This is a genomic window from Nocardioides solisilvae, assembly GCF_003194625.1.
GTDB classification, from domain to species: domain Bacteria; phylum Actinomycetota; class Actinomycetes; order Propionibacteriales; family Nocardioidaceae; genus Nocardioides; species Nocardioides solisilvae.
This window is the reverse complement of record NZ_QHKX01000003.1, coordinates 168,474-190,406: the sequence shown is the minus strand read 5'-3', so window position 1 is coordinate 190,406 and position 21,933 is coordinate 168,474. Positions and strand designations below refer to the sequence as shown.

29 protein-coding genes are annotated in these 21,933 nt (G+C 74.2%); 13 read left to right on the top strand and 16 right to left on the bottom strand.

The features are described 5' to 3' along the window. Positions 1–62: 62 nt before the first annotated feature. Entirely contained in the window at positions 63–458 is a 396-nt protein-coding gene (locus DNK53_RS12235) for an FAD synthase family protein (protein WP_110182625.1), read from the bottom strand. A 38-nt stretch (positions 459–496) separates the two neighbouring features. Here DNK53_RS12235 and DNK53_RS12230 point away from each other — a divergent pair, with 38 nt between their 5' ends. Next, entirely contained in the window at positions 497–1,831 is a 1,335-nt protein-coding gene (locus DNK53_RS12230) for a DUF445 domain-containing protein (RefSeq protein WP_110182624.1), read from the top strand. A 48-nt stretch (positions 1,832–1,879) separates the two neighbouring features. Further along, positions 1,880–2,152 carry an RNA-binding S4 domain-containing protein gene (locus tag DNK53_RS12225; RefSeq protein ID WP_204163905.1) on the top strand — a complete coding sequence of 91 codons (273 nt, stop codon included), beginning with the start codon at positions 1,880–1,882 and terminating at the stop codon, positions 2,150–2,152. Positions 2,153–2,174: 22 nt separating this feature from the next. Here DNK53_RS12225 and DNK53_RS12220 read toward each other — a convergent pair whose 3' ends face one another. The 5 genes from DNK53_RS12220 to aroA form a co-directional block, all read right to left on the bottom strand. Next, complete coding sequence (locus DNK53_RS12220; protein WP_110182622.1) at positions 2,175–2,543, bottom strand: FKBP-type peptidyl-prolyl cis-trans isomerase; 369 nt, start codon at positions 2,541–2,543, stop codon at positions 2,175–2,177. Between the two features lie 59 nt (positions 2,544–2,602). Further along, positions 2,603–3,034: a CBS domain-containing protein gene (locus DNK53_RS12215; RefSeq protein ID WP_110182621.1), complete on the bottom strand. Its 432-nt coding sequence runs from the start codon at positions 3,032–3,034 to the stop codon at positions 2,603–2,605. Positions 3,035–3,183: 149 nt separating this feature from the next. Then, the gene (gene hisN / locus DNK53_RS12210) at positions 3,184–4,068 is read right to left on the bottom strand and encodes a histidinol-phosphatase (protein WP_110182620.1); all 885 of its coding nucleotides are present in this window, start codon (positions 4,066–4,068) and stop codon (positions 3,184–3,186) included. Between the two features lie 52 nt (positions 4,069–4,120). Beyond that, positions 4,121–5,116 carry a ribosome small subunit-dependent GTPase A gene (gene rsgA / locus DNK53_RS12205; protein ID WP_110182619.1) on the bottom strand — a complete coding sequence of 332 codons (996 nt, stop codon included), beginning with the start codon at positions 5,114–5,116 and terminating at the stop codon, positions 4,121–4,123. Further along, positions 5,110–6,405 carry a 3-phosphoshikimate 1-carboxyvinyltransferase gene (gene aroA, locus DNK53_RS12200; RefSeq protein ID WP_239456509.1) on the bottom strand — a complete coding sequence of 432 codons (1,296 nt, stop codon included), beginning with the start codon at positions 6,403–6,405 and terminating at the stop codon, positions 5,110–5,112. Before aroA ends, rsgA begins: the two co-directional genes overlap by 7 nt. A gap of 38 nt (positions 6,406–6,443) precedes the next feature. Between aroA and DNK53_RS12195 the strand changes: the two genes are divergently transcribed. From DNK53_RS12195 to rsrA, 4 genes are all read left to right on the top strand, one after another. After that, complete coding sequence (locus tag DNK53_RS12195) at positions 6,444–7,256, top strand: SOS response-associated peptidase (RefSeq protein WP_110182617.1); 813 nt, start codon at positions 6,444–6,446, stop codon at positions 7,254–7,256. Beyond that, positions 7,253–7,912: an alpha/beta hydrolase family protein gene (locus DNK53_RS12190; protein WP_110182616.1), complete on the top strand. Its 660-nt coding sequence runs from the start codon at positions 7,253–7,255 to the stop codon at positions 7,910–7,912. Before DNK53_RS12195 ends, DNK53_RS12190 begins: the two co-directional genes overlap by 4 nt. Positions 7,913–7,978: 66 nt before the next feature. After that, positions 7,979–8,593, top strand: coding sequence for a sigma-70 family RNA polymerase sigma factor (locus DNK53_RS12185; RefSeq protein WP_110183129.1), 615 nt, complete (start codon positions 7,979–7,981; stop codon positions 8,591–8,593). Further along, positions 8,590–8,850, top strand: coding sequence for a mycothiol system anti-sigma-R factor (gene rsrA, locus DNK53_RS12180; RefSeq protein WP_110182615.1), 261 nt, complete (start codon positions 8,590–8,592; stop codon positions 8,848–8,850). Before DNK53_RS12185 ends, rsrA begins: the two co-directional genes overlap by 4 nt. A 126-nt stretch (positions 8,851–8,976) precedes the next feature. Here the strand turns inward: rsrA and DNK53_RS18500 are convergent, their stop codons facing one another. The 4 genes from DNK53_RS18500 to DNK53_RS12165 are packed head-to-tail and all read right to left on the bottom strand — an operon-like array spanning position 8,977 to position 12,067. Further along, the gene (locus tag DNK53_RS18500; RefSeq protein WP_369759046.1) at positions 8,977–9,051 is read right to left on the bottom strand and encodes a 50S ribosomal protein bL37; all 75 of its coding nucleotides are present in this window, start codon (positions 9,049–9,051) and stop codon (positions 8,977–8,979) included. A 50-nt stretch (positions 9,052–9,101) separates the two neighbouring features. Next, the gene (locus DNK53_RS12175; protein ID WP_110182614.1) at positions 9,102–9,506 is read right to left on the bottom strand and encodes a thioesterase family protein; all 405 of its coding nucleotides are present in this window, start codon (positions 9,504–9,506) and stop codon (positions 9,102–9,104) included. Next, entirely contained in the window at positions 9,506–11,164 is a 1,659-nt protein-coding gene (locus DNK53_RS12170) for an acetolactate synthase (protein WP_110182613.1), read from the bottom strand. The genes DNK53_RS12175 and DNK53_RS12170 overlap by 1 nt, the downstream gene beginning before the upstream one ends. Before the next feature lie 42 nt (positions 11,165–11,206). After that, a complete protein-coding gene (locus DNK53_RS12165; protein ID WP_110182612.1) occupies positions 11,207–12,067 on the bottom strand; it encodes a DUF2785 domain-containing protein in 861 nt (286 codons plus the stop codon). Between the two features lie 121 nt (positions 12,068–12,188). Between DNK53_RS12165 and DNK53_RS12160 the strand changes: the two genes are divergently transcribed. Continuing rightward, a complete protein-coding gene (locus DNK53_RS12160) occupies positions 12,189–13,676 on the top strand; it encodes a sensor histidine kinase (RefSeq protein ID WP_204163904.1) in 1,488 nt (495 codons plus the stop codon). A gap of 15 nt (positions 13,677–13,691) precedes the next feature. Here the strand turns inward: DNK53_RS12160 and DNK53_RS12155 are convergent, their stop codons facing one another. Beyond that, positions 13,692–13,943 (bottom strand): WhiB family transcriptional regulator, encoded by a 252-nt coding sequence (locus DNK53_RS12155; RefSeq protein WP_110182611.1) that lies wholly within the window; start codon positions 13,941–13,943, stop codon positions 13,692–13,694. Positions 13,944–14,128: 185 nt separating this feature from the next. On the opposite strand from DNK53_RS12155, the gene DNK53_RS12150 reads away from it, so the two are divergent. Continuing rightward, positions 14,129–14,515: a hypothetical protein gene (locus DNK53_RS12150; protein WP_110182610.1), complete on the top strand. Its 387-nt coding sequence runs from the start codon at positions 14,129–14,131 to the stop codon at positions 14,513–14,515. Between the two features lie 74 nt (positions 14,516–14,589). On the opposite strand, the gene DNK53_RS12145 is transcribed toward DNK53_RS12150, so the two are convergent. From DNK53_RS12145 to sodN, 3 genes are all read right to left on the bottom strand, one after another. Further along, entirely contained in the window at positions 14,590–15,393 is an 804-nt protein-coding gene (locus DNK53_RS12145) for an RNA polymerase sigma factor SigF (RefSeq protein ID WP_110182609.1), read from the bottom strand. A gap of 1 nt (position 15,394) precedes the next feature. Beyond that, the gene (locus DNK53_RS12140) at positions 15,395–15,799 is read right to left on the bottom strand and encodes an ATP-binding protein (RefSeq protein ID WP_110182608.1); all 405 of its coding nucleotides are present in this window, start codon (positions 15,797–15,799) and stop codon (positions 15,395–15,397) included. Positions 15,800–15,894: 95 nt separating this feature from the next. Then, positions 15,895–16,296 carry a superoxide dismutase, Ni gene (gene sodN, locus DNK53_RS12135; RefSeq protein ID WP_110182607.1) on the bottom strand — a complete coding sequence of 134 codons (402 nt, stop codon included), beginning with the start codon at positions 16,294–16,296 and terminating at the stop codon, positions 15,895–15,897. Positions 16,297–16,363: 67 nt separating this feature from the next. On the opposite strand from sodN, the gene DNK53_RS12130 reads away from it, so the two are divergent. The 5 genes from DNK53_RS12130 to gdhA all read left to right on the top strand — a co-directional run bounded on the left by DNK53_RS12130 (position 16,364) and on the right by gdhA (position 21,111). Then, positions 16,364–16,771 carry a S24/S26 family peptidase gene (locus DNK53_RS12130; RefSeq protein ID WP_239456508.1) on the top strand — a complete coding sequence of 136 codons (408 nt, stop codon included), beginning with the start codon at positions 16,364–16,366 and terminating at the stop codon, positions 16,769–16,771. Then, on the top strand, positions 16,764–17,951 hold the full coding sequence (locus DNK53_RS12125) for an NAD(P)-dependent malic enzyme (protein ID WP_110182605.1): 1,188 nt from the start codon (positions 16,764–16,766) through the stop codon (positions 17,949–17,951). The genes DNK53_RS12130 and DNK53_RS12125 overlap by 8 nt, the downstream gene beginning before the upstream one ends. 68 nt (positions 17,952–18,019) lie before the next feature. Beyond that, positions 18,020–18,997: a zinc-binding dehydrogenase gene (locus tag DNK53_RS12120; protein WP_110182604.1), complete on the top strand. Its 978-nt coding sequence runs from the start codon at positions 18,020–18,022 to the stop codon at positions 18,995–18,997. Beyond that, positions 18,994–19,704, top strand: a complete 711-nt coding sequence (locus tag DNK53_RS12115) for an SDR family oxidoreductase (RefSeq protein WP_110182603.1) — start codon at positions 18,994–18,996, stop codon at positions 19,702–19,704. Before DNK53_RS12120 ends, DNK53_RS12115 begins: the two co-directional genes overlap by 4 nt. Positions 19,705–19,770: 66 nt before the next feature. Further along, positions 19,771–21,111 (top strand): NADP-specific glutamate dehydrogenase, encoded by a 1,341-nt coding sequence (gene gdhA, locus DNK53_RS12110; protein ID WP_239456558.1) that lies wholly within the window; start codon positions 19,771–19,773, stop codon positions 21,109–21,111. Positions 21,112–21,132: 21 nt separating this feature from the next. Here the strand turns inward: gdhA and DNK53_RS12105 are convergent, their stop codons facing one another. Both DNK53_RS12105 and DNK53_RS17815 read right to left on the bottom strand, forming a co-directional pair. After that, positions 21,133–21,717, bottom strand: coding sequence for an acetoacetate decarboxylase family protein (locus DNK53_RS12105; protein WP_110182601.1), 585 nt, complete (start codon positions 21,715–21,717; stop codon positions 21,133–21,135). A 35-nt stretch (positions 21,718–21,752) separates the two neighbouring features. After that, positions 21,753–21,929, bottom strand: coding sequence for a DUF6104 family protein (locus DNK53_RS17815; RefSeq protein ID WP_204163903.1), 177 nt, complete (start codon positions 21,927–21,929; stop codon positions 21,753–21,755). Between the last annotated feature and the right edge of the window lie 4 nt (positions 21,930–21,933).

Below are 21,933 nucleotides of genomic sequence, written 5' to 3'. Positions count from 1 at the left end.
TCGGGGCCGGGTGTGTCGGGGACAGGCTACGTGCCCGCGCCGCGACGGGTGGGCCGTCGGGGCTAGAGGTCGGCGATGTGCTCGATGATCGCCGTCGTGGAGATGGCGGGGGTGCGGGGCAGGTAGACGACCTCGCACACGTCGCCGAGGTCGTCGAACCTGCCGGCCCAGTCGTCGCCCATCACCAGGACGTCGGCCCCGTGCTCGAGGACGTAGTCGCGCTTCTGCTCGAGGCTCTCCTCGACGAAGACCTCGTCGACGACCTTGAGCGCCGCGACGATGGCCAGCCGCTCGCCCTGGCTGAAGACCGGGACCCGGCCCTTCTTGCGCTCGTTGAGGGCGTCGGCGGAGACCCCCACCACGAGGCGGTCGCCGAGGGCGGCGGCCCGCTCCAGCACCCGCAGGTGACCGACGTGGAAGACGTCGAAGGTGCCGAACGTGATGACGGTGCGTGGCATGGGCGGCATTGTGGCACGCACTGACAGGATGGGCCGCGATGAACGAGACCCCCGGGCGTCGCCCCGCCACCGACCCGCACCCCGCCCCGCCGTCCGCCCCGCCGTCCGGCCCGGCCCTGGGCATCGTCACGCCGCAGCCCGAGGCCGACGAGCGGCGCCGGGTCGGCCTGCGCCGGATGCGGACCGTGGCGGTCTCGCTGCTGGTCCTGGCCGCCGCGGTCTACGTCGCCACCCTGGGGCAGGACGGCTTCTGGGGCTTCGTCAACGCCGGCGCCGAGGCGTCGATGGTGGGCGCGATCGCCGACTGGTTCGCCGTGACCGCCCTCTTCCGGCACCCGCTCGGCATCCCGGTGCCGCACACGGCGCTGATCCCACGCCGCAAGGACGAGCTGGGTCGCAGCCTGGAGGAGTTCGTCGGGGAGAACTTCCTGCAGGAGGAGATCATCAGGGACCGGGTGGCCCACGCGGCGGTCGCCTCCCGGGTGGGCGTCTGGCTCGCCGACCCCGCGCATGCGCGCCGGGTGGTCGACGAGGTGGCGGAGGTGGCCGCGATCGGCCTGTCGAAGGTCCGGGACGAGCACGTCGCCGACCTGGTCACCCAGGCCCTGGTGCCGCGGTTCCGCGACGAGCCGGTGGCCCCGCTCGCGGGGGCGCTGCTGGCGGAGGTGGTCCGCGACGGCACCCACCACGGCCTGGTCGACCTCGGGCTGGTCGAGCTGCACCGCTGGCTGGTCCGTAACCCCGAGACGTTCACCGAGGTGCTCTCGGCGCGGGCCCCCTGGTGGACGCCGCCCCGGCTCAACGAGGCCGTCACGCACCGGGTGCACGCCGAGGCCGTGCGGTGGCTGGAGGACATCCGCGACGACCCCGCGCACCACGCCCGCGAGGCGCTCGACTCGATGCTGTCGCAGCTGGCCCAGGACCTCCTCCACGACCCGGTCACGCGGGAGCGCGCCGAGCGGCTCAAGGAGCGCCTGCTGGACCACCCCCAGGTCAGCGCCACGGCGGTCTCGCTGTGGAACTCGCTGCGCCGCGCCTTCCTGGGCTCGCTGCGCGACCCCCGGGGCGAGGTCCGCCGACGGGCCGTCGCCGAGCTGACGGCGTTCGGCTCCCGGCTCGGCGAGGACGCGGCGCTGCGGGAGCGGCTCGACCGGGGCGCCGCCGACCTGGTGGTCTTCGGCGTCGAGCGGTACGGCGCGGAGCTGACCGCCGTCATCACCCACACCGTCCAGCGCTGGGACGGCCGCGAGGCGGCGGAGCGGATCGAGCTGCACGTCGGCCGCGACCTGCAGTTCATCCGGATCAACGGCACCCTCGTCGGTGGCCTGGTGGGGGTGCTGATCCACACCGCGAGCGTGCTGCTCGGTCACTGACCTCGGCGGGCGGCCGGACACCGCGGCCGGGGTGGGAGGATGTGGCCCATGAGTGCCGAGCCGATGGACGTGCCGATCCGCGACGAGTCGATCCGGCTCGGCCAGTTCCTCAAGCTCGCCAACCTGGTCGACCACGGCGCGGAGGCCAAGCCGCTGGTGACCGGCGGCCAGGTCCTCGTCAACGGCGAGGTGGAGCTGCGCCGCGGGCGCCAGCTGGTCGTGGGCGACGTCGTCCAGCTCGTCGACGCCGGCTCCGGGGACGCCGCAGGGCAGGCCGTCCGGGTCGCCACGGGCGACGTGGCGGACGACCTGCCCTGGTAGGCGGGCTCGGGCGGGTGCCGGCTCAGCGCACCTCGAGGAGGTCCACGACGAAGATCAGGGTCTCGCCGGGAGCGATGGCGCCGGGGGCGCCGCGGTCGCCGTAGGCCAGGTGCGGCGGGATGACCAGCCGCCGGCGGCCGCCGACCTTCATCCCCTGCACCCCCTGGTCCCACCCGGAGATGACCTGGCCGATGCCGAGCCGGAACTGCAGCGGGGTGCCGCGGTTGTAGGAGGCGTCGAACTCCTCCCCGGTCGAGTGCGCGACGCCGACGTAGTGGACCGAGACGGTGTGGCCGGCAGCGGCCTCCGCCCCGTCGCCCTCGACCAGGTCGGTGACCTCCAGGTCGGTGGGCGCCTCGCCCATGTGCGGGTCGACCTCGGGCTTCTGCATGGACGTGCCTGCCTTCCGTGCCGGCCCCGGGCCGGCGGTGTCGGCCGAGCGGGGGTCGCTCAGCTCTGGTGGACGTAGCTGTCGAGCTGGTCGCGTTCGAACTCCAGCTCCTGGATCCGATTCTTCACCACGTCGCCGATGCTGATGACGCCGACCAGCCGTCCGTCGGCCAGGACCGGCACGTGCCGGATCCGCTGCTCGGTCATCACGGCCATCAGGTCGTCGACCGTGTGGTGGGCGTCGCAGGTGTGGACGTCGCTGGTCATCAGGTCGGCGACCGTGCGATCCAGCGCCCCCGGGTCGCGGTGCAGCGCCCGCACCACGTCGCGCTCGCTCACGATCCCGTCGAGGGACCCGCCGTCCCGGCTCACCACCAGCGCGCCCACGTTGTGCTCGGCGAGCAGGCCGAGCAGGTCCCGGACGCCCGCGTCCGGCGAGATCGTGAGGACCTCGTGGATCGCCTTGCCCTTGAGTACGTCATGGATGCGCATCGCTGACCTCCGTAGCGGCCTGGTGGGTTGCTCCTGCGCGACACGCTAACCGCCCGCGGCGCGCTTGGACAGGGCGGCGGCCCGGGCGTGGGCAGAGCCGCCCGGCCGGCGCCCGTGCGGCGCGGCCGACGGGCGGGGACGCAGCGGGCTCAGACCGGGGGTCGGCGGCGCAGCTCGTGCACCGACCCCGGGCCGGGACGCCGGGCGTCGGGGTCCCCGTCGTCGTCGGGCGAGGCCCCGAGGAAGGCCAGGGCGGCCTCGTGCAGGTGGCCGTTGGAGGCGATGGCGTTGCCGCCGAAGGGACCGTCGTCGCCCGCCAGCGACGTGAACCGGCCCCCGGCCTCCCGCACGATCACGTCGAGCGCTGCCATGTCGTAGAGCTCCAGCTCGGGCTCGGCGGCCAGGTCGACGGCGCCCTCGGCCAGCAGCATGTAGGACCAGAAGTCGCCGTAGGCCCGGGTCCGCCAGCAGCGGCGGGAGAGCGCGAGGAAGTCCTCGAGGCGGCCGCGGTCCTCCCAGCCCGACAGGGAGCTGTAGGAGAGGGAGGCGTCCTCGAGGCGGCGCACGTCGGAGACCTCGCAGCGGGTCGCCTTGAGCAGGGAGCGGCCGGTCCAGGCGCCGTGGCCCACCGACGCCCACCAGCGACGCTGCAGCTGCGGGGCGGAGACGACGCCCAGCACGACCTCCTCGTCGACCACGAGCGCGATCAGGGTGGCCCAGACCGGCACGCCCCGGACGAAGTTCTTGGTGCCGTCGATGGGGTCGACCACCCACCGGCGCTGGCTGTGGCCGGTGGAGCCCTGCTCCTCGCCCAGCACGGCGTCGCGGGAGCGGACCCGGGACAGGGTCCGGCGGATCCCCTCCTCGACGTCGCGGTCCGCGTCGGTGACCGGCGTGAGGTCGGGCTTGCTCATCACGTGCAGGTCGAGCGCCTTGAACCGCGCGACGGTCAGGGAGTCCGCGTCGTCGGCCAGCAGGTGGGCGAGCCTGAGGTCGTCTGTGTAGTCGGGGGAGCCTGCTCCGGGGGTGGGCATGGGGGACAGGCTATTCCCCTCCCGCGCCGGGGGCGGGCGGGCGCGTCCCGGCTCAGTCCTCGGGACGTCGCTCGCGGGCCGCGAGGAGGCGCCGGAAGGAGTCGACCCGCTCGGGCTCGGCCTCGCCCGCGGCCATGGCCTCGTCGAGCCCGCACTCCGGCTCGTCGCCGCCGTGGGTGCAGCCGCGCGGGCAGCCCTCGGTCATCTCGTCGAGGTCGGGGAACGCCTCGATGAGCCGGGTCGGGTCGACGTGGGCCAGCCCGAAGGAGCGGATGCCCGGGGTGTCGATGATCCAGCCCTCGTCGTCGGGCAGCGCGAGGAGGTAGGCGGAGGTGGAGGTGTGCCGGCCCCGCCCCGTGACCGCGTTGACGTGCCCGACCTCGCGACCGGCGTCCGGGACCAGGGCGTTGACCAGGGTGGACTTGCCGACCCCGCTGTGGCCGACCAGGACGCTGGTCCGGCCGCGCAGCCGGTCGCGGACCGCGGAGAGGTCGTCGCCGCGCCGCGTCACCACCCACGGCACCCCCAGGGAGCGGTAGGTGGAGAGCAGCACCTCGGGGTTGGCCAGGTCGGCCTTGGTGAGGCAGAGCAGCGGCGCCATCCCCGCGTCGTACGCCGCGACCAGCGCGCGGTCGATCAGCCGCGGCCGGGGCTCGGGGTCGGCGAGGGCGGCCACCACCACCAGCTGGTCGGCGTTGGCCACGACGACCCGCTCGACCGGGTCGTCGTCGTCGGCGGTGCGCCGCAGCGTGGTGGTGCGGGGCACCACCTCGACGATCCGGGCCAGCGACCCGTCCCGGCCCGAGACGTCGCCGACGACGCGGACCCGGTCGCCGACCACCACGCCCTTGCGGCCCAGCGGGCGCGACTTCATCGCCGTCACCGGGCGCCCCTCGACCAGCAGCGTGAAGCGGCCGCGGTCGACGGTGACCACGACGCCGTCGACGGCGTCGTCGTAGGTGGGCCGCTCCTTGGTGCGCGGCCGGGTCCGGCGCCGCGGGCGCTCGTAGTGCTCGTGGTCGTGCTCGCCGTAGCGGCTCCTCACCACGGGGCCGCCCCGAGGAGCCCCGCCCAGGTCGCCGCGAAGTCGGGGAAGGTCTTGCCGGTGGTGGCGACGTCCTCCACGAGCACCCCGTCGACGGCGGCGCCGAGGATCACCCCGGCGTGCGCCATCCGGTGGTCGGCGTAGGTCCGGAAGACGCCGCCGTGCAAGGGGGCGGGGACGAACGCCAGGCCGTCGGGCTGCTCGGTGACGTTGGCGCCCAGCGCCGACAGCTCGGTGGCGAGTGCGGCGATCCGGTCGGTCTCGTGGGCCCGGATGTGGGCGACGCCGTGCAGCCGCGAGGGGGAGCCCGCCAGCGCGCAGAGCGCGGCCACCGCGGGGGTCAGCTCACCGACGTCGTGGAGGTCCAGGTCGACCCCGACGAGCCGCTCGGGCCCGACGACCTCCAGGCCCTCCTCCACCCAGCCGACCTCGCAGCCCATGAGGGAGAGCACCTCGCGCAGCACGTCGCCGGCCTGGGTGGTGGCGCGCGGCCAGCCGCGGACCACCACGCGGCCGCCGGAGACGGCGGCCAGCGCGAGGAACGGCGCGGCGTTGGAGAGGTCGGGCTCGATCTCGTGGTCGGCCGCGCGGACCGGGCCGGGTCGGACCTCCCAGCGGTCGGCGTCGGAGTCGTCCACCTCGACCCCGTGGTGCCGCAGCGCGGCCACGGTCATGTCGACGTGGGGGAGCGAGGGGACGGGCTTCCCCTCGTGGACCACGACGACGCCCTCGTCGAAGCGGGCGGCGGCGAGCAGGAGCGCCGAGACGAACTGGGAGGAGCCGGAGGCGTCGAGCAGCACCTTGCCGCCGCGCACCCGGCCGGCCCCGTGGACGGTGAAGGGGAGCGCCCCGCGCCCCTCGTCGTCGAGGTCGACGCCGAGCCCGCGCAGGGCCGTGAGCACCTCGCCCACCGGCCGGACCCGCATGTGGGGGTCGCCGTCGAAGGTGGTGCTGCCGGTGGCCAGGGCCGCCACCGGCGGCACGAACCGCATGACGGTGCCGGCGAGGCCGCAGTCGACCGCCCCGCCCCCGTGCAGCGGGCCGGGCGTGACCACCCAGTCGTCGCCCGACGTGTCGACCTCCGCGCCGAGCGCGTCCAGCGCGGCGGCCATCAGCAGCGTGTCCCGGGAGCGCAGCGCCCCGCGGAGGGTGCCGGGCCCGTCGGCCAGGGCGGCGAGGACCAGGGCGCGGTTGGTGAGGGACTTGCTGCCCGGCAGGGAGACGGTGAGGTCGACCGGCCGCGCGGCGCGCGGGGCCGGCCAAGGGTCCTGGACGGGCACGGGTGTGGTCACGGGGCCACCCTAGTGGCGCTGCCTCTAGGGTGGCCTGCATGTGCGGCCGCTACGCGTCCAGCCGACGCCCCGAGGACCTGGTGGAGGAGTTCGAGGTCGCCACGTCTCGGGTGCCCGCGCCCCTGGCCGCCGACTGGAACGTCGCCCCCACCAAGGAGGTGTACGCCGTCCTGGAGAGGCCGCCGCGGAGCACCGGGAGAGACGAGGAGCCGGCCGAGCGCCAGCTGCGGGTGCTGACCTGGGGGCTCGTGCCCTCGTGGGCCAAGGACCCGTCGATCGGCAACCGGATGATCAACGCCCGCGTCGAGACGGTGGCCGAGAAGCCCGCCTTCCGCAAGGCGTTCGCCGCCCGGCGCTGCCTGCTCCCCGCCGACGGCTACTACGAGTGGTACCCCACGTCGGCGCTGACCAGGGCCGGCAAGCCGGCCAAGCAGCCCTTCTTCATCCGCCCCCGCGACCACGGGGTGCTGGCCATGGCGGGGCTCTACGAGATCTGGCGCGACCCGACCCGCGACGAGGACGACCCCGCCCGCTTCCGCTGGACCTGCACGGTCCTGACGACCGAGGCCGAGGACGACCTGGGCCACATCCACGACCGGATGCCCCTCACGGTGGACCGGGAGCGGTGGGCCGAGTGGCTCGACCCGACGGCGTCGGGCGCCGACCTCCGGGGGCTGCTGACCCCGGCGGCTCCCGGGCGGCTCGAGGCCTACCCGGTCGCCACGCTGGTGAGCAACGTGCGCAACAACGGCCCCGAGCTGGTGGAGCCGCTGCCGCTGGAGGACCTCGACCCCGACGTCGTCGACGAGGTGGAGGCGCGCCGCGTGCCGGCCGCCGGGGAGGCGTCGTGAGCGGCGTGGAGCGGATCGTCCCGACCCCCCAGGGGGAGGCGCGGCTGGTCACCCACCGGTCGCGGCACCCGGTGGCGACGCTGCTGCTGAGCCACGGGGCGGGCGGCGGGATCGAGGCCCCCGACCTGCAGGCCCTCGCCCACGCGCTGCCCCGCGCCGGGGTGAGCGTGGTGCTGCTCGAGCAGCCGTGGCGGCGGGCCGGCCGTCGGCTCGCCGGTCCGCCGGCGACGCTGGACTCCGCGCTGCAGGCCGCGTCCGACCAGCTGCGGGTCCGCACCCCGCTGGTGGTGGGCGGACGGTCCGCCGGGGCCCGGTCGGCCGCCCGCACCGCCCGCCGGCTGGGCGCCTCGGGGGTGCTGGCCCTCGCCTTCCCGCTGCACCCGCCCGGGCGACCGGAGCGCTCGCGGCTCGACGAGCTGCTCGGGGCCGGCCTGCCCACGCTCGTGGTCCAGGGGGAGCGGGACCCGTTCGGCCGCCCGGAGGAGCTGCCCGACGACCTGCCGCCGACGGTCGACGTGTGCGTGGTGCCGGGCGGGGACCACTCCTTCAAGGTGCCGGCGCGCGGGCCGCTGTCGGCCGAGGAGGCGCTGGCGGTGGTGGTCGAGGCGACGCTGGAGTGGATCGTCCGGGAGGTCGCCGGGAATGGAGCGGGGTAGGGCGACGTTGAACTCCTCGTGCTCGCCATCGTCCCCGAGTCCGAGGCCCCGCTAGTGTGGGACCCGATGACTGACTCCCTCGCCGAAGAGACCGACGCGCAGCGCACCGCGCGCTTCGAGCGCGACGCGCTGCAGCACCTCGACCAGCTGTACTCGGCCGCCATGCGGATGACCCGCAACCCCGCCGACGCCGAGGACCTCGTGCAGGAGACGTTCGCCAAGGCGTTCGCCTCGTTCCACCAGTTCCGGCCGGGGACCAACCTCAAGGCCTGGCTCTACCGGATCCTCACCAACACGTTCATCAACACCTACCGCAAGAAGCAGCGGCAGCCCCAGCAGTCGATGGCCGAGGACGTCGAGGACTGGCAGCTCGCGCGCGCCGAGTCGCACACCTCGAGCGGGCTGAAGTCCGCGGAGACCGAGGCGCTGGAGCACCTCCCCGACTCCCAGGTGAAGGACGCCCTGCAGCGGCTGCCGGAGGAGTTCCGGCTCGCGGTCTACCTCGCCGACGTGGAGGGGTTCCCCTACAAGGAGATCGCCGAGATCATGGAGACGCCGATCGGGACGGTGATGTCCCGGCTGCACCGGGGGCGCCGCCAGCTGCGCGACATGCTCTCCGACTACGTCGCGGAGAACGGCCTGACCTCCGCGGGCCGGGCCGGGAAGGGGAAGGACACATGAGCCACGAGCACGGCGAGGACTGCGCCGACTACCTCGAGCGGATCGTCTACTTCCTCGACAACGAGCTGGACGACGCCGACTGCGCCGCGGTGCAGCAGCACCTCGACGAGTGCGGGCCCTGCCTGAGCCGCTTCGACCTCCAGCGCACCGTGAAGTCCGTCGTTGCCCGGTCCTGCCGGGAGCAGGCCCCCTCGGGGCTGCGCGAGCGCGTGCTCATGCAGATCCGCGAGGTCCAGGTCCGCATCACCGAGGCCTGACCCCGGGCCCGGCGGCCCGAGCAGGGGCCCGCGGCCGGGCCGTGCACGGAGAAGCAGCGAACCCCCGGCCGGGCGGCTGGGGGTTCGTTGTCCTCCACGCCGCGGCGTGGAGCGAGCTGGGTGCGCTCAGGCGTTGGGGCGCTTGCCGTGGTTCGCGCCCTTCTTCTTGCGAGCGCGGCGCTTGCGGCCGGTCTTGCCCATGGTGTCCTCCTGCGGTCGGGTCGGCCCCTCGCTCGACGGAGGGCCGAGGGTCAGTCTCTCAAACCCGGGGCCGGCGGGGAAATCCGGGCCAGGAACCGGTCGGTGTCCACCACCGCCCGGGTGACCTCGCCCGAGCCCACCACCTTGCCGGGACGCCCCTGCTCCACGTGCCTGGCCGAGACCGAGAAGCGGTGCAGGCGACCGTCGACGTAGGTGCTGGTCGCCTCCACCTCGACGACCTGTCCGACGGGGCTCGGGGCCAGGTGCTCGACCTGGACCCGGGTGCCCACGCTGGTCGAGCCCGGCGCCAGGCCCGGCTCGAGGGCGGCGCAGGTCGCCGCCTCGAGCCAGGCCAGGAGCCGCGGCGTGCCCAGCACCGGCAGGGTGCCGCTGCCGACCGCCTCGGCCGTGTCGGCCTCGGTGACGGTGAAGCGCAGGGTCGCCGAGGTGGACATCAGATGCCGAACGTGTTGCGCGGGTAGGCGGCGTCGACGTCGGTGATGACGTTGACCAGGTAGGGCACCCCCGACGCGTAGGCCCGGTCGAGCGCGGGGCCGATCTGCCTCGGGTCCGTGACCGTCTCGCCGGCGCCCCCGAGCGCCTTGACCACCTCGTCGTACCCCGTCCGGTGGCCGAGGTCGGCGGCCACGTCGTAGCCGTAGAGCATCTGCATGGGGCCCTTCTCCAGGCCCCAGGCCGAGTTGTTGCCCATCACCATGACGACCGGGAGGTCGTGGCGGACCAGGGTGTCGACGTCCATCAGCGAGAAGCCGGCCGCGCCGTCGCCGAGCAGCAGCGTGACCTGCGCCGACGGGCGGGCCAGGCGGGCGGCGATGGCGGAGCCGAGCCCGGCGCCCAGACAGCCGTAGGGGCCGGGGTCGAGCCAGCCGCCGGGCCGCTTGGGCTCGACGAACTTGCCCGCGAAGCTGACGAAGTCGCCCCCGTCGCCGATCACCACCGAGTCGTCGGCGAGCCGGGGGACCAGCTCTCCGTAGATCCGCGCGGGGTGGATCGGGTCGGCCTCGGCGGTCAGCAGGGTCCGGTCCCGCTCCGCGGTCGCCGCGACGGTCGCCTGCAGGTCGGAGACCCACGCGGCCCAGTCGGGCCGGGTGCCCGCCCGGTCCAGGGCGGCCGCGATGCCGTCCAGCACCAGAGCCAGGTCGCCGCTCGCCGAGTCGGCGAGCTGGGCGTGGGCCGAGACCTGGCCGGGGGAGTCCGCGACGTGCACGACCTGGGCGGGGGGAGCCCCGTCCTTCCCGCCGAAGACGCCGTACCCGAGCCGGAAGTCGAGGGGCGTGCCGACGACGACGACCAGGTCGGCCGTGCCGAGCGCCTGCCCGCGCGCCTTGGTGACCAGCAGCGGGTGCCCGCCCGGCACCACGCCGCGGCCCATGCCGTTGGTCAGGGTCGGCACGCCGGCGGACTCCACCAGCCGCAGCGCGGCCTCCTCGGCGCCGTCCGCCCAGACGTCGGTGCCCAGCACCAGGACCGGCCGGCTCGCCCGCGCCAGGAGGGCGGCGATCCGGGCCACGGCGTCGGGGTCGGGCTCGACCGGGGCGGCCGGCCCGCCGGCCGGCACGGTGCCGGTGGCCGAGTTGAAGAACTCGTCCATCGGCACGTCGACGAAGACCGGGCCGCGGTGCGAGCTGCCGGCGACGCGGAACGCCTCGTCCATGCCGCCCAGCACGTCGCCCGCGGTCGGGAGGGTGCGGGCCATCTTGGCCACCGGGGCGATGATCGGCGGCTGGTCGAGCTCCTGGAGGGAGCCGGTGCCCCAGCGGTTCTGGGGGGCGCGGCCGCCGACCACGACCATGGGGGAGCCGGCGAACTGGGCCTGGGCGATCGCGCTGATGCCGTTGGTGACGCCGGGCCCCGCGGTGAGCACGGCCAGGCCGGGGACCCGGGTCAGCTTGCCGGTGGCCTCCGCGGCGAAGGCCGCGGTCTGCTCGTGCCGCACGTCGAGGAGGCGCATCGGCGGGTCGGCCTTGACCGCCCCGTCGTACATCGGGAACACGTGCGCGCCCGACAGGGTGAACATGGTCTCGACACCGTGCGCTCGGGCGGCCGCGACGGCCAGCTCGCCGGCGTGGCCGGAGATCGTCTCGTCAGTCATGTGACGCAGGTTACTCGCACGTAGGGCGGAACGCGCGACTGGTCAGGACAGGTCGTGGGCGTTGGTGCTGCGCAGGGCGTCGACCACGACGAGCAGCAGGTCCGACCGCGCGGGGGGCGGCTCGGCCGACAGCAGGAGCTGCAGGTGGAGGGCGCGGAGGAACGCCTGGCAGGCGGCCGAGCGCGCGTAGGGGTCCTCGTCGGGCCCGGCCCCGTGCAGGAGGGCGTGCGGCGAGGCGTGCACCGCGATCCGGGCGATCCACGGCTCGAGCACCCGGACGGGGACCAGGTCGCGGCGCAGCACCGCCATCGTGGCGCGGGCCAGACGGTCGGGCCCGCCGTCGGAGGTGGGTGTGCGGGTCGCGACCAGCCGGTCGGCCACCACGTCGAGGAGGACGGTCTGCTCGGGCACGTCGAGGTGGGGCGACCCGGCCAGCGCCGCCAACGCGTCGGCGCCGTGGGCGACCGCGCGGGCCCACCCGTGCCCGGGCACCCAGCCGCGCAGGTCGCGCTCCCTGACCAGCCAGGCCGCGACCCGGTCGCCCCAGCGCAGGACCTGGTCGGCCGGCAGCAGGCGCTCGGTGGTGTCGCGGGCCAGGACGTCGGCCAGGACCCGCACCGACCAGCTGCGACGGAAGACCGAGTCCGTCCCCTGCTCCCCGAGGCCGACCTCCAGCCCCGTCGCCATGCCGTCGCCGAGCCCGGCGAGGAGGTCGTCGTAGACGCCGCGGCGCAGCCAGGTGGTGAGCGCCGGGTAGGCGATCCCGTCGCGCTGCTCGGCGTCGGGGGAGCCCAGCATCGTGGTGAGCTCGGCGGTCAGGTCGTCCAGCGGCCGGTCGGTCGGCACCCCGAGGCCGTCCCGGACGACCGCGCGCCAGTACGCCCTCGTCGTCCCGCTCGACATCCCGCTCGACACCCCGACGGCACCCCCCTCGCACGGACCATCCTGCCAGCGGTGCCCCACCGGCGGTCCGGGCGGGTGGCGGGCGGCCGGGGCGGGCCCGGCGTGGGCCTAGGGTGGCGAGGTGCCCTCGCTGACCGAACTGGTGCGTGCCCACACCGACCTCGACGCCGACGACGTGGGCTGGCTGTCGCTGCTGATGGCCGACTGGCAGATCATCGCCGACCTCTCCTTCGCCGACCTGGTGCTGTGGCTGCCCGACCGGGAGGGGCGCGGGTTCTGGGCCGGGGGGCAGATGCGGCCCACCACCGGGCCGACGGCGCTCGTGGACGACGTGGTCGGCACCTTCGTCCCCGCGGGACGCCGGCGGATGCTGGACGAGGCCCTGGCCCAGGGCCGGTTGGTCCGCGAGGGCGACCCGGAGTGGCGCGACGACGTCCCGGTGCGGGTCGAGACGATCCCGGTCCGCCGGGCCGGGCGGGTGATCGCGGTGATCGCCCGCAACACCAACCTGCTGGGCGTCCGCACCCCGAGCCGCCTGGAGCTGGCCTACCTCGAGACCGCCTCCGACCTCACGCAGATGATCGCCCAGGGTCACTTCCCCCACACGGGGCAGCGCAGCGACGACGTCGACGCACCCCGCGTGGGCGACGGCTTCCTGAGGGTCGACGCCGCCGGGCGGGTGGTCTACGCCAGCCCCAACGCGCTCTCGGTCTACCGCCGGCTCGGCCTGACCGGCGACCTCGCAGGGGTGGTCCTGGCCGACCTGACCCGCAGCCTGGTGCCGCCCCGTCGCCGACCCGACGAGGAGACGCTGAGCGCCGTGCTCGGCGGCCGGGCGCACCGGGACACGGAGGTCGTCACCGACGACGTCTCGGTCGTCGTCAGGTCGGTGCCGCTGCGCCGGCGCGGGCAGCACATCGGGGCCCTGGTGCTGTTGCGCGACGTCACGGCCCTGCGGCGGCGCGAGCGCGAGCTGGTCACCAAGGACGCGACGATCCGGGAGATCCACCACCGGGTGAAGAACAACCTGCAGACCGTGGCGGCCCTGCTCCGGCTCCAGGCGCGGCGGATCGGCCAGCCCGAGGCGCGCCAGGCCCTGGAGGAGGCGGTACGCCGGGTGGGCTCGATCGCGATCGTCCACGAGACGCTCAGCCAGACGGTCGAGGAGGACGTCGACTTCGACGAGATCGCGGACCGGCTGGGCCGCATGGTGACCGACGTGAGCCTCGCCGGCGAGCGGGTGCGGGTGAGGCGGGTCGGTTCCTTCGGACGCCTGGACTCCGAGCAGGCGACGCCGCTCGCCATGGTGCTCACCGAGGTGCTGCAGAACGCCGTGGAGCACGGCTTCGGCGAGGAGGCCGACGGGGCCGATGGCTCGATCGTCGTGGAGGCCCGCGCCGGCGCCGGCCGGCTCCACCTGGTCGTCACCGACGACGGCGTGGGCCTGCCCCCCGACTTCGACCTGGACGTCTCGACCAACCTCGGCCTGTCGATCGTGCGGACCCTCGTGGAGTCCGAGCTCGGCGGGCGGCTCTCCTTGGGCCCCGGCCCGACGGGGGGCACCCGGGTGGCGGTGGAGGTCCCGCTCGACCAGGTGGGCGGGGCCTGACGCGTGCGGCCGGGGTCAGGCCGTGCGGACCCGGGCCCGCGCGTTGCGTCGCTTCAGGGCGCGGCGCTCGTCCTCGCTGAGCCCACCCCAGACGCCGTGGTCCTGGCCGGCCTCGAGGGCCCACGCCAGGCAGGGCTCGCGGACCTCGCACCGACGGCACACCTGCTTGGCCTCCTCGATCTGGAGGATCGCCGGGCCCGTGTTGCCGATCGGGAAGAACAGCTCGGGGTCCTCGTCGAGACAGGCAGAGCGGTGGCGCCAATCCATGGCTGAGGGTTCCTCGTTCCTGGGGTCGGGTGGCGACGGGCCACGGCGGGCGGTCGCGGGCAGAGAGCGGGGCGGTGTCGCACGACTGGGAACGCCGTGACAAGCGCGTCACCAAGACTCGCAAGAGATCTGCCCGCGCACAACCCCTTCGGGGCGTCACATCGGTCACAACTACAGTGAAGAGAGTGAAGATCTCCCTCCCGGTGCCCGTCCCCCTGGCCCTCGCCCTGCTCCTGGTCGTCGTCGAGGCCGCGGTGATGGGCGTGCTGGCGGTGCTGGAGCTGTTCTCGCTCGACGGGGACCGGCTGGCGATGGGCCTCACCACGACGCTGTTCTTCGCCGGGTACGCCGTCGCCCTGCTCGCGTGCGCCCGCGCCACGTGGCGCCGGGAGACGTGGGGCCGGAGCCCGCTCGTGCTGGCGCAGCTGATCCAGCTCGGGGTGGCGTGGAGCTGGTTCGGCGGGAACCCGGAGCTGTCGACCGTGCTCGCCGTCGTGGCCGCGGCCGTGCTGGCCGGGATCTTCGCGCCAGCCAGCCTGCGGGCGCTGGAGCCCTCGGACGAGCACGCCTGAGACCGCCCGAGCCGGGTGCCCGGTCCTGCGTGCCGGGCCCTGCGTGCCGGGTCCTGCGTGCCGGTCCTGAGGGCCTAGTCCTGCTCGAGGGAGGAACGCAGCTGGTCCAGGGTCCGGTTGAGCAGGCGGGAGACGTGCATCTGCGAGACGCCGATCTCGCTGGCGATCTGCGACTGGGTCATGTTGCGGAAGAAGCGGAGCAGCAGGATCTTCTTCTCCCGGGCGCCGAGGCCGGCGAGCAGCGGCTTGATGGACTCGCGGATCTCCACGTGCTCGAGGTTGGTGTCGTCGGAGCCGAGGGCGTCGAGGATCGAGGGGCTGCTCTCGTCGTGCTCGTCGCCCGCGTCCAGCGAGAGGGTGGAGTAGGCGTTCGACGACTCGATGCCCTCGACGATCTCCTCGACGGTGCACCCGATGGCGTCCGCCAGCTCGCGCGGGGTGGGGGAGCGGCCGAGCGACTGGCTCAGCTCGGCGGTGGTCGTGCCGATCTGCATCCGCAGCTCCTGGAGCCGGCGGGGCACCCGGATCGCCCAGCCCTTGTCCCGGAAGTGGCGCTTGATCTCCCCGATGATCGTGGGCGTGGCGTAGGTCGAGAACTCGACCCCGCGGTCGGTCTCGAAGCGGTCGACGGCCTTGATCAGGCCGATCGTGCCGACCTGGACGAGGTCCTCGTACGGCTCGCCGCGGTTGCGGAAGCGTCGGGCGCAGTGCTCGACGAGCGCCAGGTGGAGGTGGACGAGGTCGTCGCGGGCGCCGGCCGCCTCGGGCGACTGGTCGTCGGCGCCGTGCAGCCGGGCGAAGAGCTCCGCGCTGCGTCGACGGGTCGCGTCGAGCGCGTCGGGTGCTGCCTCGTCGGAGTCCCCCTTCTCCTCGGCCATCTCAGAGGTCGGGCTCGCCCACGCTCGAGGCCATCGAGAGCCGCACCGTCAGCTGGCCGTCGTCGGAGTAGACCTCGGTCTCGCCGGCCAGGGTGCTGAGCACCTGCCAGGCGAAGGAGTCGGTGTCGGACTCCGGGGGGTGCGACGACTGGACCGAGATCTCGATCGCCATCGCGTGCGGGTCGAGGAAGAACCGGCAGGTGAGGTCGGAGTCGGGGTCGGCCTCGGGCAGGACCATGGCGCTGGCCTCGCCGATCGCGATGCGGAGGTCCTCGATGTCGTCCAGGGTGAAGTCGAGTCGCGCGGCGAGGCCGGCGGTGGTCGTGCGCAGCACGGAGGCGTAGGCGCCGTCGGCGGGGAGGCGGAGCTCGACCTCGGCCTTGCGAGCGGTGCTGCTGTCACTCATCGTCGTGTCTCTCGTCCTGATCCGTCGAACCGTGCCCAGACCCTAGTGGGGCGCCCGTCCCTCGGACGAAGCGCCCCACCGGGTGTCCAGACCGGTCAGGCCTTCTTGGTCTCCCAGAAGATGTCGGCGATCTCGTCGATCTTCGCGAGCAGCTCGTCGGCCTTGGCGGCGTCGAGCTCGCCCTTGGTGCCGGCGGCGCCGGCCAGCTTGGTGGCCTCGTTGACGAGGGTGTGGAGCTGGGGGTACTTCTCGAAGTGCGGGGGCTTGAAGTAGTCGGTCCACAGCACCCACAGGTGGTGCTTGACGAGCTCGGAACGCTGCTCCTTGATGAGGATGGCGCGGGTGCGGAAGTCGGGGTCGTCGTTGTCGGCGACCTTGGCGATGAGCGCCTTGATCGACTCCGCCTCGATGCGGGCCTGCGCGGGGTCGTAGACACCGCAGGGCAGGTCGCAGTGGGCGGACGCGTCCACGGTGGGGGCGATGAAGCGGGAGAGCATCAGACGTTCCTCTCGGTTCGTGCAGCGTGTGGTGCAGCCGTCTTGGTCGACTGCGACACTACTCCGCGTGAGCGGCACCGGTCAGGGGGGAGGTACCCCGTCCGCAAGGAGCCATGCGGTCGGGCTGGCCCGGGTGCGCGGCGGCTCGATGGAGCCGGTGCTGCGTCCCGGCGACCGGGTCCTGGTCCGCTACGGCGTCCCGCCCCGGGCCGGCGACCTCGTCCTGGCCACCCTGGCCGACGGGACGCTGGCCGTGAAGCGGGCCGACTCGCGCCGGGCCCTGCGGGACGGGTCGCCGGGGTGGTGGCTGCTCAGCGAGGACCAGGAGGTGGGGGTCGACTCCCGGCACCGGGGCCCGGTCCCCGAGGCCGCCGTCCACGGCGTCGTCCGGGCCCGCGTCTGGCCGCGGCCGCGGCTCTTCGGACGCCGTCGTCGGCCCGCGGAGGGGGCGTGGAAGAATCGGCGGCATGGTTGACGCACCGAATCCGGCCCACCCGTTCCTCGGCGATCCGGTGTTCGACCTCCACGTAGGCGGCAAGCTCGAGACCGTCTCCACGGTCGAGCTCGACGGCCCCGACGCCCTGTCCCTGGCCTACACCCCCGGGGTGGCCCGCGTCTGCGAGGCGATCGCCGAGGACCCCTCGATGACCCAGCACTACACGTGGGTCCCCAACACCGTCGCGGTCGTCACCGACGGCACCGCCGTCCTGGGCCTGGGCGACATCGGCCCCGCCGCGGCGATGCCCGTGATGGAGGGCAAGGCCGTGCTCTTCAAGCAGTTCGGCGGCGTGGACGCCGTCCCGATCTGCCTGGCCACCACCGACGTCGAGGAGATCATCGAGACCGTCGCGCGGCTCGCGCCGAGCTTCGGCGGGATCAACCTCGAGGACATCTCCGCCCCGCGCTGCTTCGAGATCGAGGACCGGCTCAAGGAGCTGCTCGACATCCCCGTCTTCCACGACGACCAGCACGGGACGGCCGTGGTCGCCCTCGCCTCCCTCAAGAACGCGCTGCGCCTGACCGGGCGGACCCCGCAGGGGACGCGGGTCGTGATCTCCGGGGCCGGCGCGGCGGGCGTCGCGGTGGCCCGGATCCTCCTCGAGGCGGGGATCGAGGACCTCGCCATCGTCGACCGGCAGGGGGTGCTCAACTCCGAGCGCGCCGACCTGACCCCGGTCAAGGCCGCGCTCGCCCGCGACACCGCCGACCGGTTCGGGCGCAGCGGCAGCCTCGCTCAGGTGATGCAGGGCGCCGACGTCTACATCGGCGTCTCCGGCGGCACGGTCCCGGAGGAGGTCGTGGCCACGATGGCCGACGACGCCATCATCTTCGGGCTCGCCAACCCGCACCCCGAGGTCCACCCCGACGTCGCCCACCGCCACGCGCGGGTCGTGGCCACCGGGCGCTCCGACTTCCCCAACCAGATCAACAACGTGCTCGCCTTCCCGGGCATCTTCCGCGGCGCGTTCGACGTGCACGCCACGGCGATCACCGAGGGCATGAAGCTGGCGGCGGCGGACGCCCTCGCCGACCTGGTCGGCGACGACCTGGCGCCCGACCTGGTGATCCCCTCGCCGTTCGACCCCCGGGTCGGGCCCGCGGTGCGGGCCGCGGTCGCCGAGGCGGCCCGGCGCGACGGCGTCGCCCGACGCTGACCGGGGTGCCCCGTCTGCCCCGTGGGCTGGCGACGGGGTGCGGGTGAGCGCGGGTTAACCTCGGGGACATGTTCGCCGTCTACGCCAGCTCGTTCGCCCCGCGCGACTCCGCCGACCCGCTCGCCGGCCTCGTCGTGGGGGAGCGGCCCGACCCCGTCGCCCCCGAGGGGTGGACCACGGTGACCGTCAAGGCGGCGTCGCTGAACCACCACGACCTCTGGTCGCTGCAGGGCGTGGGGCTGCGCGAGGAGGCGCTGCCGATGATCCTGGGCTGCGACGCGGCCGGCCTCGACGAGGACGGCAACGAGGTCGTGGTGCACGCCGTCATCAGCGACCCCGACTGGGCGGGCGACGAGACGCTGGACCCGCGCCGGTCGCTGCTCTCGGAGCGCCACCAGGGCACCTTCGCCGACAAGGTCGTGGTGCCGCGGCGCAACGTCGTGCCCAAGCCCGAGTCGCTGTCGTTCGCGGAGGCCGCCTGCCTGCCCACCGCCTGGCTCACGGCGTACCGGATGCTCTTCACCCAGGGCGACCTCAAGGCCGGCGACTCGGTGCTGGTGCAGGGTGCCGGCGGTGGCGTGGCCACGGCCCTCATCATCCTGGCGCGCGCGGCCGGCCTCCGGGTCCTGGCGACGTCCCGCGACGAGGCGAAGCGCGCCCGCGCCCTGGAGATCGGGGCGCACGAGGTCTTCGAGTCGGGTGCCCGGCTGCCCGCCAAGGTCGACGCCGTCATGGAGACGGTCGGCCGGGCCACCTGGTCGCACTCCGTCCGGGCGCTGCGCCCGGGCGGCCGGATCGTGATCAGCGGCACCACGAGCGGGCCGCAGCTGGACGACGCCGAGCTGACCCGCATCTTCTTCCTGCAGCTGCAGGTGATCGGCTCCACGATGGGCACGAGGGCCGAGCTCGCCTCGCTCGTGCAGATGCTGGACGCGACCGGCACCAGGCCGCTCGTCGACCGGACCGTCCCGATGGAGGACGCCCGGGACGCGTTCGAGGCGATGCGCCGGGGCGACCTCTTCGGCAAGGTCGTGCTGACGCGATGACGGCTCCGCGCACCCACCTCGTCACCGGTGCGGGCTCGGGCATCGGCCGGGCGCTCGCCCGGCGGCTGGCCGCGCGCGGGGACCGGCTCGTCCTCCTGGCCCGCACCCACTCGCGCGCCGACGAGATCCAGGCCGACCTGCCCGGGCACGCCTGCCACGTGGTGGACCTGGCGCAGCCCGACGCCGTCGTGACCGCCGGGACGCTGCTGGCGGAGACCGAGCGGTTCGACTCGGTCGTCCACTGCGCCGGGGTGGTCCACCTCGGCCCCGTCGCCACGCTCAACCACGACGCCTGGCAGGAGCAGATCCAGGTCAACCTGACGGCCCCCGCCCGGTTGACCCGCGCGGTCCTGCCCGCCCTGCGCGCGGCCCGGGGGACCCTCGTGCTGGTCAACTCCACCGCGATCATGTCGGCCAACCCCGGCTGGTCGGCGTACGCCGCCTCCAAGGCCGGGCTGCGCGCCTTCGCCGACGCCGTGCGCGCCGAGGAGGCCGAGCACGGCGTCCGCGTCACCTCCGTCTACCCCAGCCGGACCGCCACCCCCATGCAGGCGCGCGTGCACCGTCAGGAGGGCAGGGCCTACGACGAGGGAGTCTTCGTCAGCCCCGAGTCGGTCGCCGAGACCATCTGCCACGTGATCGACCTCCCGGCCGACTCGACCATCCCGGACCTCACCGTCCGCACCGCGCCGCGCCCGTCGGCCTGACCGCACGCCCGAGGGCGTCCCCCTCGGGGCGCGCTCCCAAGGAAACAGAGAGACACCGTGAGCCAACTGCACCCCGCCCTCCAGCCCGTCTACGCCGAGGTCCTGCACCGCAACCAGGGCGAGCTGGAGTTCCACCAGGCCGTCCACGAGGTGCTCGAGAGCCTCAGCCCGGTGGTCGAGAAGCGCCCCGAGTACGTCGAGGCCTCGATCATCGAGCGGATCTGCGAGCCCGAGCGGCAGATCATCTTCCGGGTGCCGTGGGTCGACGACCAGGGCACGGTCCGGATCAACCGCGGCTTCCGCGTGGAGTTCAACTCCGCCCTCGGTCCCTACAAGGGCGGGCTCCGCTTCCACCCGAGCGTCTACCTCGGGATCGTGAAGTTCCTCGGCTTCGAGCAGATCTTCAAGAACGCCCTCACGGGGATGCCGATCGGCGGCGGCAAGGGTGGCTCCGACTTCGACCCCAAGGGTCGCTCGGAGGGCGAGATCATGCGCTTCTGCCAGTCCTTCATGACCGAGCTCTACCGTCACCTGGGCGAGTACACCGACGTCCCTGCCGGTGACACGGGCGTGGGGGGCCGGGAGATCGGCTACCTCTTCGGCCAGTACAAGCGGATCACCAACCGCTACGAGTCCGGCGTGCTGACGGGCAAGGGGATCACCTGGGGCGGCTCGCGGGCGCGCACCGAGGCGACCGGCTATGGCACCGTCTTCTTCGTCGACGAGATGCTGCGGGCCCGCGGCTCCTCCTTCGACGGCAAGCGCGTGGTCGTCTCCGGCTCCGGCAACGTCGCGATCTACGCCGTGCAGAAGGTTCACCAGCTCGGCGGCACCGTCGTCGCGGTCTCCGACTCCGGCGGCTACGTCGTCGACGAGGCGGGCATCGACCTCGACCTGCTGCGCGAGGTCAAGGAGGTGCGACGCGAGCGGGTCAGCGAGTACGCCGAGCTGCGCGGCAACGGCGCCCGGCACATCGCCGGTGGCTCCATCTGGGACGTGCCGTGCGACGTCGCCCTGCCCTGCGCGACCCAGAACGAGCTCCCGGAGGAGGCCGCCCGCACGCTCGTGGCGAACGGCGTCCAGGTCGTCGCGGAGGGCGCCAACATGCCCACGACGCCGGGCGCCGTGGCGCTGCTGCGCCAGGCCGGCGTGCTCTTCGCCCCCGGCAAGGCCGCCAACGCCGGCGGTGTGGCCACGAGCGCGCTGGAGATGCAGCAGAACGCCTCCCGCGACCGGTGGACCTTCGAGCACACCGAGGAGCGGCTGGCCGACATCATGGCCGGCATCCACCTCCAGTGCGTCACCACCGCCGACGAGTACGGCGTCCCGGGGGACTACGTGGCCGGGGCCAACATCTCCGGCTTCTGCCAGGTCGCCGACGCGATGCTGGCGATGGGCGTCATCTGACCCCGGTGAACCCACCAGCCGTCACTCGAAGGTGACGGCGAAGTCCCGGAGCCGGAACGACAGGAACGGGTGCCGGCCGGCGAGCCAGCCGAGGGGGCCCCGCGCGTCGAACGACCAGTGCGCCAGGGCGGGGAGGCCACGGGCGCTGCCCTGCACGGTGGCCACGCGGGTGCCTGCTGCCAGGGTCGGCTGCCGGGTGCTGCCCCGCAGCGGTCCGCGCAGCGCGAGCGCCGAGGTGTCGAGGAACTCGGCCGTCGCCAGCGGCTGGCCGCCGCCGTCGGCGGCGCTCCAGAAGGTCCGGTCGACCAGGCCGAGCCCGCCGGGGGCGTGGGTGAAGGTCGCCATCTCCTTCGGCAGGTCCCAGAGCGCGCGCCCGCCCTCCCGCGAGGTCTCCGAGTCCACCCAGAGGTCCCGGACCCGCAGGGCCAGCCCGCCCTCGTCGGCCCGCCGGGCGACGAGCAGCTCGGAGTAGTCGAGCGTCCCGCCGGGCCGGTACTCCACGAAGGCGACCGCGAAGACGCCCGCCCGCTCCCCGGGGGGCTCGGCTCGGAAGAGCGAGCCCCACAGGTGGCCGCGCAGGTGCCAGGGGGGTGACGGGAACGCCATCCGGCTCTCCTCCAGTCGTCGGAGCGGTGCTCCGGTCAGTCCTCGGGGTCGTCCTCGCGGGCCAGCCAGGTGGCGAACCGCTCCACCGCCGTCTCGAACTCGGGGTGCACGTCGGTGAACTGCTGCAGCCGGTCGGCGACCCACGCCAGGGTGACCTCCTCGTCACCCCGGCGTCGCTCGAGCTCCTCGATCCCGCGGTCGGTGAAGTACATCGCC

Bases quoted from the DNA above. Each gene is read 5' to 3' on its own strand.
- DNK53_RS12115 (WP_110182603.1), top strand. From the start codon at position 18,994: ATGACGGCTCCGCGCACCCACCTCGTCACCGGTGCGGGCTCGGGCATC.
- DNK53_RS12170 (WP_110182613.1), bottom strand. From the start codon at position 11,164: ATGACTGACGAGACGATCTCCGGCCACGCCGGCGAGCTGGCCGTCGCG.
- DNK53_RS12105 (WP_110182601.1), bottom strand. From the start codon at position 21,717: ATGGCGTTCCCGTCACCCCCCTGGCACCTGCGCGGCCACCTGTGGGGC.
- DNK53_RS12125 (WP_110182605.1), top strand. From the start codon at position 16,764: ATGGTTGACGCACCGAATCCGGCCCACCCGTTCCTCGGCGATCCGGTG.
- DNK53_RS12175 (WP_110182614.1), bottom strand. From the start codon at position 9,506: ATGTCCACCTCGGCGACCCTGCGCTTCACCGTCACCGAGGCCGACACG.
- sodN (WP_110182607.1), bottom strand. From the start codon at position 16,296: ATGCTCTCCCGCTTCATCGCCCCCACCGTGGACGCGTCCGCCCACTGC.
- hisN (WP_110182620.1), bottom strand. From the start codon at position 4,068: ATGCCCACCCCCGGAGCAGGCTCCCCCGACTACACAGACGACCTCAGG.
- DNK53_RS12220 (WP_110182622.1), bottom strand. From the start codon at position 2,543: ATGCAGAAGCCCGAGGTCGACCCGCACATGGGCGAGGCGCCCACCGAC.
- DNK53_RS17815 (WP_204163903.1), bottom strand. From the start codon at position 21,929: ATGTACTTCACCGACCGCGGGATCGAGGAGCTCGAGCGACGCCGGGGT.
- DNK53_RS12145 (WP_110182609.1), bottom strand. From the start codon at position 15,393: ATGGCCGAGGAGAAGGGGGACTCCGACGAGGCAGCACCCGACGCGCTC.
- DNK53_RS12140 (WP_110182608.1), bottom strand. From the start codon at position 15,799: ATGAGTGACAGCAGCACCGCTCGCAAGGCCGAGGTCGAGCTCCGCCTC.
- DNK53_RS12230 (WP_110182624.1), top strand. From the start codon at position 497: ATGAACGAGACCCCCGGGCGTCGCCCCGCCACCGACCCGCACCCCGCC.
- DNK53_RS12165 (WP_110182612.1), bottom strand. From the start codon at position 12,067: ATGTCGAGCGGGACGACGAGGGCGTACTGGCGCGCGGTCGTCCGGGAC.
- DNK53_RS12195 (WP_110182617.1), top strand. From the start codon at position 6,444: ATGTGCGGCCGCTACGCGTCCAGCCGACGCCCCGAGGACCTGGTGGAG.
- DNK53_RS12235 (WP_110182625.1), bottom strand. From the start codon at position 458: ATGCCACGCACCGTCATCACGTTCGGCACCTTCGACGTCTTCCACGTC.
- DNK53_RS12185 (WP_110183129.1), top strand. From the start codon at position 7,979: ATGACTGACTCCCTCGCCGAAGAGACCGACGCGCAGCGCACCGCGCGC.
- DNK53_RS12225 (WP_204163905.1), top strand. From the start codon at position 1,880: ATGAGTGCCGAGCCGATGGACGTGCCGATCCGCGACGAGTCGATCCGG.
- rsrA (WP_110182615.1), top strand. From the start codon at position 8,590: ATGAGCCACGAGCACGGCGAGGACTGCGCCGACTACCTCGAGCGGATC.
- DNK53_RS12155 (WP_110182611.1), bottom strand. From the start codon at position 13,943: ATGGATTGGCGCCACCGCTCTGCCTGTCTCGACGAGGACCCCGAGCTG.
- DNK53_RS12215 (WP_110182621.1), bottom strand. From the start codon at position 3,034: ATGCGCATCCATGACGTACTCAAGGGCAAGGCGATCCACGAGGTCCTC.
- DNK53_RS12120 (WP_110182604.1), top strand. From the start codon at position 18,020: ATGTTCGCCGTCTACGCCAGCTCGTTCGCCCCGCGCGACTCCGCCGAC.